This is a genomic window from Streptomyces sp. C10-9-1 (assembly GCF_024497955.1).
Lineage (GTDB): Bacteria > Actinomycetota > Actinomycetes > Streptomycetales > Streptomycetaceae > Streptomyces > Streptomyces sanyensis.
In genome coordinates, this window is record NZ_JANHKP010000031.1 from 1 (window position 1) to 8,682 (window position 8,682).

Annotated in this window: 8 protein-coding genes; 4 read left to right on the forward strand and 4 right to left on the reverse strand. The window is 72.0% G+C overall.

Annotated features, from left to right (window positions below; genetic code table 11):
• Both NPS70_RS28325 and coxB read right to left on the reverse strand, forming a co-directional pair.
• The coding region (locus NPS70_RS28325; RefSeq protein WP_256527323.1) for a cbb3-type cytochrome c oxidase subunit I at positions 1-1,152 on the reverse strand (1,152 nt) is incomplete at its 3' end.
• Positions 1,149-2,120 (reverse strand): cytochrome c oxidase subunit II, encoded by a 972-nt coding sequence (coxB, locus tag NPS70_RS28330; RefSeq protein WP_256527324.1) that lies wholly within the window; start codon positions 2,118-2,120, stop codon positions 1,149-1,151. The genes coxB and NPS70_RS28325, both read right to left, overlap by 4 nt.
• A gap of 238 nt (positions 2,121-2,358) precedes the next feature.
• On the opposite strand from coxB, the gene NPS70_RS28335 reads away from it, so the two are divergent.
• Positions 2,359-3,768, forward strand: coding sequence for a cysteine desulfurase/sulfurtransferase TusA family protein (locus NPS70_RS28335; protein WP_256527325.1), 1,410 nt, complete (start codon positions 2,359-2,361; stop codon positions 3,766-3,768).
• Between the two features lie 51 nt (positions 3,769-3,819).
• Here NPS70_RS28335 and NPS70_RS28340 read toward each other — a convergent pair whose 3' ends face one another.
• A complete protein-coding gene (locus tag NPS70_RS28340) occupies positions 3,820-4,794 on the reverse strand; it encodes a carbohydrate kinase family protein (protein WP_256527326.1) in 975 nt (324 codons plus the stop codon).
• A gap of 128 nt (positions 4,795-4,922) precedes the next feature.
• Between NPS70_RS28340 and NPS70_RS28345 the strand changes: the two genes are divergently transcribed.
• On the forward strand, positions 4,923-5,129 hold the full coding sequence (locus NPS70_RS28345) for a hypothetical protein (protein WP_256527327.1): 207 nt from the start codon (positions 4,923-4,925) through the stop codon (positions 5,127-5,129).
• A gap of 132 nt (positions 5,130-5,261) precedes the next feature.
• Positions 5,262-6,764, forward strand: coding sequence for a hypothetical protein (locus tag NPS70_RS28350; protein ID WP_256527328.1), 1,503 nt, complete (start codon positions 5,262-5,264; stop codon positions 6,762-6,764).
• A 100-nt stretch (positions 6,765-6,864) separates the two neighbouring features.
• Here NPS70_RS28350 and NPS70_RS28355 read toward each other — a convergent pair whose 3' ends face one another.
• A complete protein-coding gene (locus NPS70_RS28355) occupies positions 6,865-7,221 on the reverse strand; it encodes an iron-sulfur cluster assembly accessory protein (RefSeq protein WP_019885637.1) in 357 nt (118 codons plus the stop codon).
• Positions 7,222-7,499: 278 nt separating this feature from the next.
• Between NPS70_RS28355 and nadA the strand changes: the two genes are divergently transcribed.
• Positions 7,500-8,682: quinolinate synthase NadA (gene nadA, locus NPS70_RS28360; RefSeq protein ID WP_256527329.1), on the forward strand; the 1,183-nt coding region annotated here is incomplete at its 3' end.

Sequence of the window (8,682 nt, forward strand, 5' to 3'; positions counted from 1 at the left end):
CAGGATGACACCGGTCAGGCCACCGAAGGTGAAGGTGACCAGGAAGCCGATCGTCCAGAGCATCGGCGTCTCGAAGGACAGCGAGCCCTTCCACATCGTGCCGATCCAGTTGAAGAACTTCACACCGGTCGGTACCGCGATGAGGAAGGTCATGAACGAGAAGAACGGCAGCAGCACACCGCCGGTCACGTACATGTGGTGCGCCCACACGGTCACGGAGAGGCCGGCGATCGCGATCGTCGCCCCGATCAGGCCGATGTAGCCGAACATCGGCTTGCGGGAGAAGACCGGGATGATCTCCGAGACGATGCCGAAGAACGGCAGCGCGATGATGTACACCTCGGGGTGGCCGAAGAACCAGAAGAGGTGCTGCCACAGCAGGGCGCCGCCGTTGGCCGCGTCGAAGATGTGGCTGCCGAACTTGCGGTCCGCCTCCAGCGCGAACAGGGCCGCGGCGAGGACCGGGAAGGCGAGCAGGACCAGCACACCGGTCAGCAGCACGTTCCAGGTGAAGATCGGCATCCGGAACATCGTCATGCCGGGCGCGCGCATGCAGATGATCGTGGTGATGAAGTTGACCGATCCGAGGATGGTGCCGAAGCCGGAGAAGGCCAGACCCATGATCCACATGTCGGCGCCCACACCCGGCGAGCGGACCGCGTCGTTCAGCGGCGCGTAGGCGAACCAGCCGAAGTCGGCCGCGCCCTGCGGGGTGAGGAAGCCGGCCACCGCGATCAGCGAGCCGAAGAGGTAGAGCCAGTAGGCGAACATGTTCAGCCGCGGGAACGCCACGTCGGGCGCACCGATCTGGAGCGGCATGATCCAGTTCGCGAAACCGGCGAACAGCGGGGTGGCGAACATCAGCAGCATGATCGTGCCATGCATGGTGAACGCCTGGTTGAACTGCTCGTTGGACATGATCTGCGTGCCCGGACGAGCGAGCTCGGCGCGCATCACGAGCGCCATCACTCCGCCGATGCAGAAGAACACGAACGACGTGACGAGGTAGAGCGTGCCGATCGTCTTGTGGTCGGTGGTGGTCAGCCACTTGACGACGACGTTGCCGGGCTGCTTGCGCCGGACGGGCAGCTCGTTCTCGTACGAGTCTTCATCTGCCGCGGCGGCACCCTGGGGTTCGTTGAGGATGCTCACAGTTGGTTCTTCTCCGCATTCCTGGCCGGGTCAGACTGCTCGATGCCCGACGGGATGAAGCCGGTCTGCCCCTTCTCGGCGAGCTCCTCCAGGTGCTGCTGGTAGCGCTCCGGGGAGACGACCTTGACGTTGAAGAGCATCCGGGAGTGGTCCACGCCGCAGAGCTCGGCGCACTTGCCCAGGAAGGTGCCCTCCGCGTTCGGGGTCACCTCGAACACGTTGGTGTGGCCCGGGATGACGTCCTGCTTGAACAGGAAGGGGACGACCCAGAAGGAGTGGATGACGTCTCGGGAGGTCAGGACGAAGCGGACCTTCTCCCCCTTCGGCAGCCACAGCGTGGGGCCGGGGTTGCCCGTCTGCGGGTTCCGGGTGCCCGGGATGCCCGCGTCGTAGACACCTTCGGCTCCCGCGGGGAAGTCGTTGGTGTACTTGTCCGGGATCGCGTTCAGTTCCGCGCTGGCGGCGGCGTCACCGGTGGCCGGGTCGCCGTCCACGTCCTCGAGGTAGTTGAAGCCCCAGCTCCACTGGTAGCCGACCACGTTGATGGTGTGGGCGGGCTTGTCGGAGAGTTCGAGAAGCTTCGACTCATCACGCGCGGTGAAGTAGAAGAACACCGAGACGATGATGATCGGGACCACGGTGTACAGCGCCTCGATGGGCATGTTGTACCGGGTCTGCGGGGGGACCTCCACCTTGGTGCGGCTACGGCGGTGGAAGAAGACACTCCACAGGATCAGACCCCACACCAGCACGCCCGTGGCGAGCGCAGCCGCCCACGAGCCCTGCCAGAGGGAGAGGATCCGCGGGGCCTCCTCCGTCACCGGGGTAGGCATCCCGAGGCGGGGGAAGTCCTCCCAGTTGTATGAGCAACCGGAGGCGGTAGCCAGGATCAGGCCCGCAGTCAGCACCTGCGGCAGCTTCCGCCGCATCGGGCGCCGCGACGAGCGGTCGGAGCCGTTGGGACTCACGTAGCGCCTTCCCGAGAGTCTCGGCCCGCGCGGCCGGCTGCGGCCGTCTCGCTGGTCGGTCGCCGGCCCTGACGCGGGCAGGGGTTTGGATGTTTATGCGGACCAAACCCTACTGGACGCTATTTGGGGTCGCGCGGGGAGGGTGCCCAACGCGCCGCCCGACACCCCGAAGGGGTGGAATGCCCCACTCCAGGGCCCATCTGACGCCCTGACTCCGGCCCGGCGCTAGCGTGTCGGCGTGCCCTACTTCGACGCCGCCTCCTCCGCTCCGCTCCACCCCGTCGCACGTCAGGCCCTGCTGGCCGCCCTGGACGAGGGCTGGGCCGATCCGGCCCGCCTCTACCGCGAGGGCAGGCGGGCGCGGATGCTGCTCGACGCGGCCCGGGAGGCGGCGGCGGAGGCGGTCGGCTGCCGGCCGGACGAGCTCGTCTTCACTCCATCGGGGACACGCGCGCTGCACACGGGAATCTCGGGCGCCCTCGCCGGGCGTCGGCGTGTCGGGGCGGGACTGGTGGTCTCCGCCGTGGAGCACTCGGCCGTGCTGCACGCCGCCGCCGCCCACCGGGCGGGCGGCGGCGAGGTGACCGAGGTCGGTGTGGACCGCACCGGGGCCGTGCCCGCCGGCGCCTTCGCCGCGGCGCTGCGGGAGGGCACCGCACTGGCGTGCCTGCAGTCCGCCAACCACGAGGTCGGCACCGTGCAGCCGGTGGCGGAGGCGGCCGCCGCGTGCCGGGCGGCGGGGGTGCCGCTGCTGGTGGACGCCGCGCAGTCGCTGGCCTGGGGCCCGGTGGACGGGCCCTGGTCCCTGCTGGCCGCCAGCGCCCACAAGTGGGGAGGGCCTTCCGGGGTCGGCCTCCTGGCCGTCCGCAAGGGCGTCCGCTTCGCCCCGCAGGGGCCGGGCGACGAACGCGAGTCGGGCAGGTCGCCGGGGTTCGAGAACATCCCGGCGGTCGTGGCCGCCGCCGCGTCGCTGCGCGCGGTGCGGGCCGAGGCGGAGGCGGAGGGCGCCCGGCTGCGGGCCCTGGTGGAGCGGATCCGGGAGCGGGTGCCGGTGCTGGTGCCGGACGTGGAGGTGGTGGGCGACCCGGTGCGGCGGCTGCCGCACGTGGTGACCTTCTCCTGCCTCTACGTCGACGGGGAGACGCTGCTGCACGAGCTGGACCGCTCCTCCTTCTCCGTCTCCTCCGGCTCCTCGTGCACCAGCAGCACCCTGACGCCGAGCCACGTGCTGCGCGCGATGGGGGTCCTGTCGGAGGGCAACGTCCGGGTCTCGCTCCCGCCGGGCACCTCACCGGCGGACGTGGACCGCTTCCTGGAGGTGCTCCCGGGGGTGGTCTCCGCGGCGCGGGAGCGGCTGGGCGCCCCCGCGCACGGGCCGGCGGCGGACCGGGGCGCCCCGGCGGGTGCGGACGGCGGGGAGGCGGCGCTGGTCGTGGACGCCCTGGGGCGGCGCTGCCCGATCCCGGTCATCGAGCTGGCCAGGGTGATCGGCGACGTGCCCGTCGGGGGGACCGTCACGGTCCTGTCCGACGACGCGGCGGCCCGGCTGGACATCCCCGCGTGGTGCGCGATGCGGGACCAGGAGTACGTGGGCGAGCGGGCCGCGGAGGCCGGGGGCGTGGCCTACACGGTCCGCCGCCGGGTGTAGACCGCGCCCGGCGTCCCGGCACCGGAGCCGGGCGCCGGGACGGCCGGCGCCTCAGGCGAGGTACCCGCGGACCTCCTGCGCCGCGTCGTCGCCGTACGCCTTGGTGAAGCGCTCCATGAAGTGGGCGCGGCGCAGCGTGTACTCCTGGGTGCCGACGGTCTCGATGACCAGGGTGGCCAGCATGCAGCCGACCTGCGCGGCCCGCTCGTGCCCCACGCCCCAGGACAGGCCGGACAGGAAGCCGGCGCGGAAGGCGTCGCCGACACCGGTCGGGTCGGTCTTGCACTCCTCCTCGGCGCAGCCGACCTCGATCGCCGGTTCGCCCGCGGCCTCGATGCGCACCCCGCGGGAGCCCAGGGTGGTGACCCGGTGGCCGACGCGCGCCAGGATCTCCTCGTCGCTCCAGCCGGTCTTGGACTCGATGAGTCCCTTCTCGTACTCGTTGGAGAACAGGTACGCGGCGCCGTCCAGCAGTATCCGGATCTCCTCGCCGGACATCCGCGCGATCTGCTGGGAGAAGTCGGCGGCGAAGGGGATCGCCCGGGAGCGGCACTCCTCCGTGTGGCGGAGCATCGCCTCGGGGTCGTCGGCGCCGATCAGCACCAGGTCCAGGCCTCCGACGCGGTCGGCGACGGACTTGAGCTCGATCAGCCGGGCCTCGCTCATCGCCCCCGTGTAGAAGGAGCCGATCTGGTTGTGGTCGGCGTCGGTGGTGCAGACGAACCGGGCGGTGTGCAGGACCTCGGAGATCCGCACCGAGGCGGTGTCCACGCCGTGCCGGTCGAGCCACGCCCGGTACTCGTCGAAGTCGGCGCCCGCCGCGCCGACCAGGACGGGCGAGGTGCCGAGCTGGCCCATGCCGAAGCAGATGTTCGCGCCGACGCCGCCCCTGCGGACGTCCAGGGTGTCCACGAGGAAGGAGAGGGAGACCGTGTGGAGCTGGTCGGCGACCAGCTGGTCGGCGAAGCGTCCGGGGAAGGTCATGAGGTGGTCGGTGGCGATGGAGCCGGTGACTGCGATACGCACGGTGAGGCGCTCCTGGGGCGGGGCGGGCAGTGACGGTCCACGCTACCGGGTCCGGGGCCCCCTTCCGACGCGGAAACTACCCGATAGTAGGGCTTTTTCCGTCACTCTCCGGTGGTTACGGTGCGCTCATGTCGAAGCCCATCGCCGCGAGCGAGTCGCGGGATTCCGAGTTGAGCCTGGAGCAGCTGCGCGGACACTGCATCCGGATGGCTCCGCACTGGGCCGCCCCGGCCGCGGCGGCGGCCGCGCCGGTGCCGCCGTCGCTGATCCACGGTGTCGTGGTGCCCGCCGTCTCCGCCCGGATGCTCGGGGCGCTCTCCGGCTACGGGGCCTGAGGGGACCGGGCCCGCCGGGGCCGCAGGGGCACGGCGCCGCCCGGTCGGAGTACCCGAGGGAACCGCACGCTCCCCCGCCCCGTCCCATCCGTGCCCTCCGCGGCAGGAGGCCAGGAGACAAGGAGCGATGCGGTGAGCAGCACGCAGGACACGCACGAGAGCACACGCCGTCGGCGTTCGCGGCTCGCCGTCGCCTCGGTGGCGGTGGCGGTGCTGGTCGCGGGCGGGGGCGGGGCCTGGCTCGCGTCGGGCGGTTCGGACGGCTCCTCGGCGCCCTCGGGCGCCGAGGCCGAGACCCGGGCCGGCGAGCCCGCCCCCCTGCTGGCGCTGGACGGGGCCGGGGGTGATCCGGGGTCGATCGCGCCCGGCGAACCGGACCCGAACGGCGGCGGCGTGGTCTACCGGCCGGAGGGCGAGCTGCCCGAGGGCCCGGAGCGCGCGGCGGTGCAGCGGGCCTCGGGCTCGGTCACGGAGGCGGAGGTGTCCCGGCTGGCCGAGGCGCTCGGCCTCGCGGGCCCCCCGGAGCTGGTCGGGCAGGTGTGGAAGATCGGCTCCGACAAGGACGGCTCCGGCCCGATGCTCCAGGTCGGCCGGGAGGCTCCGGGTACCTGGACCTTCGCCCGCTTCGGCCCGAACCCGGGGGGCGACAACTGCCTGAAGGGCAAGGAGTGCCCCTCCGGCGGCCCGTCCGCGGACGGGCCCCGGGAGCCGGGCCCCGCGGTGGGCGAGGAGGAGGCCGAGCGGGCCGCGGCGCCGGTGCTGGAGGCCGTCGGCCAGGGCGACGCCCGGCTCCACTCGGACCAGGTGATGGGCGCCGTCCGGGTGGTGAACGCGGACCCGGTCGTCGACGGGCTGCCGACCTACGGCTGGTCCACCGGCGTGCAGGTCGGGGCGGACGGCCAGGTGGTCGGCGGGAGCGGGCACCTGAAGGAGCCGGTCCGCAGCCACAGCTACCCGGTCGTCTCGGCGGACGAGGCCGTGAAGGCCCTCAACGAGGAGGGCCGCGGCTCCGGGCGCGTCGGCATCGGCGGCTGCGCCACCCCGGTACCGCACCAGGACGACCTGCCGGCGGCCCCGGGGCTGCCGCAGCAGCCCTGCGACCCGGCCTCGGCCACGACGACCGCCGCCCCGGAGGTCCTGACAATCACCGAGGCCGAGTTCGGGCTCGCGGCGCAGCTGGTCGACGGGCGGCAGGCGCTGGTGCCGTCCTGGCTGTTCCGGGTCGAGCCCGAGGACGCCGGGAACGACGGCGGCGCGGCGTTCACGGTGGTCCGCACGGCCGTCGACCCGGCCTATGTGCAGGGGCCCCAGCCTCCCGGGGAGGACGTCGACCCGGAGCCCCCGGGCGGGTCGGACGAGCTGCCGCCGGTGCCGGGCACCTCCTACCGGGCGAGCGGCGACGGCCGCACGCTCACGGTGAACTTCTGGGGCGGTGTGTGCGACGCCTACGCGGCCGAGGCGACGGAGACGGCGGACACGGTGTCGGTGGAGATCACGGTGCCGGCCCCCGACCCCGCCCGGGTGTGCATCGCGCTCGCCGAGGAGCAGTCGGTGACGGTGACGCTCCGGGAGCCGCTCGGGGACCGCAGGGTCGTGGACGCGGCGAGCGGCGAGGTGCTGCCGCGCCAGGGCTGAGTTCCCGGCGAGGGGCACCGGCCGGGCCCGGACATGCCGAGGGGGCGGCCTTCCCTGACAGGGGAGGCCGCCCCCTCGGCACGGGTGCGGGCGCGGGCGCTCAGCTGAAGGAGTCGCCGCAGGCGCAGGAGCCCGTCGCGTTCGGGTTGTCGATCGTGAAGCCCTGCTTCTCGATGGTGTCGACGAAGTCGATCGACGCACCGCCGAGGTAGGGGGCGCTCATGCGGTCGGTGACGACCTTGACGCCTCCGAAGTCCTTGACCACGTCGCCGTCGAGCGAGCGCTCGTCGAAGAACAGCTGGTAGCGGAGGCCGGAGCAGCCGCCGGGCTGAACGGCGACCCGCAGGGCGAGGTCGTCGCGGCCTTCCTGGTCGAGCAGGGCCTTGACCTTGGCCGCGGCGGCGTCGGACAGGAGGATGCCGTCGCTGACTGTGGTCTTCTCGTCCGATACGGACATCTGCTTCTCTCCCGGGTTGTACGGAGACTGCTTGCCGACGGGTGCAACCGGCGTGGCGGCGGTTTCATTCCGGGGCGGCGCTTTCCCTTCACATGCTCGCACACCGGACCGGGTCCGCGGCCATGCTCGCACAAGCCCTCCGGGGAGGGCACCGGCGCGGCGAACAGGGGTGCGTCACATCGACGCTATGGACATCGTCAAAGTGACGTGAAGAGGTTATGATAGATAACGTCATATAGACGAGAAGTCTTCTGCCAGACGAAGAAAGGGTGCGTGTCGTGACCACCGCCCACACCACCACCGAGCTCGACGTCCAGCCGACGCCGCTCGCCCTGCTGCTGCTCGGCCGGGAGGCCGACCCGCGCAGCGAGCGCGGCGTGGAGTGCCCGGGCGACCTGCCCTCCCCCTCCGACCCGGACCTGGTGGAGCGCGCCCGCGCGGCCAAGGAGAAGCTCGGCGACAGGGTCTTCGTCCTCGGGCACCACTACCAGCGCGACGAGGTCATCCAGTTCGCCGACGTCACCGGCGACTCCTTCAAGCTGGCCCGGGACGCGGCGGCGCGCCCGGAGGCCGAGTACATCGTCTTCTGCGGCGTCCACTTCATGGCGGAGTCCGCGGACATCCTCACCACGGCCGACCAGAAGGTCGTCCTGCCGGACCTGGCCGCAGGCTGCTCGATGGCCGACATGGCGACGGCCGAGCAGGTCGCCGAGTGCTGGGACGTGCTGAGCGAGGCGGGCGTCGCCGAGCAGGTCGTCCCCGTCTCGTACATGAACTCCTCGGCCGACATCAAGGCGTTCACCGGCAAGCACGGCGGCACGATCTGCACCTCCTCCAACGCCCGCCGGGCGCTGGACTGGGCCTTCGAGCAGGGCGAGAAGGTGCTCTTCCTGCCCGACCAGCACCTGGGGCGCAACACCGCGGTGCGCGACATGGGGATGTCGCTGGACGACTGCGTGGTCTACAACCCGCACAAGCCCGGCGGCGGCCTGACCGCCGAGCAGCTGCGCGCGGCGAAGATGATCCTGTGGCGCGGCCACTGCTCGGTGCACGGCCGGTTCAGCCTGGAGTCGGTGAACGACGTCCGCGAGCGGATACCCGGTGTGAACGTGCTGGTCCACCCGGAGTGCCGCCACGAGGTGGTCGCCGCGGCCGACTACGTGGGCTCCACGGAGTACATCATCAGGACGCTGGAGGCCGCCCCGGCCGGTTCCCGGTGGGCCATCGGCACCGAGCTCAACCTGGTCCGCCGTCTGGCGAATCGTTTCGCGAGCGAGGGCAAGGAGATCGTCTTCCTCGACAAGACGGTCTGCTTCTGCTCGACCATGAACCGCATCGACCTCCCGCACCTGGTCTGGGCCCTGGAGTCGCTCGCCGAGGGCAACCTGGTGAACCGCATCGAGGTGGACCCGGAGACCGAGAGCTTCGCCAAGCTGGCGCTGGAGCGGATGCTGGCCCTGC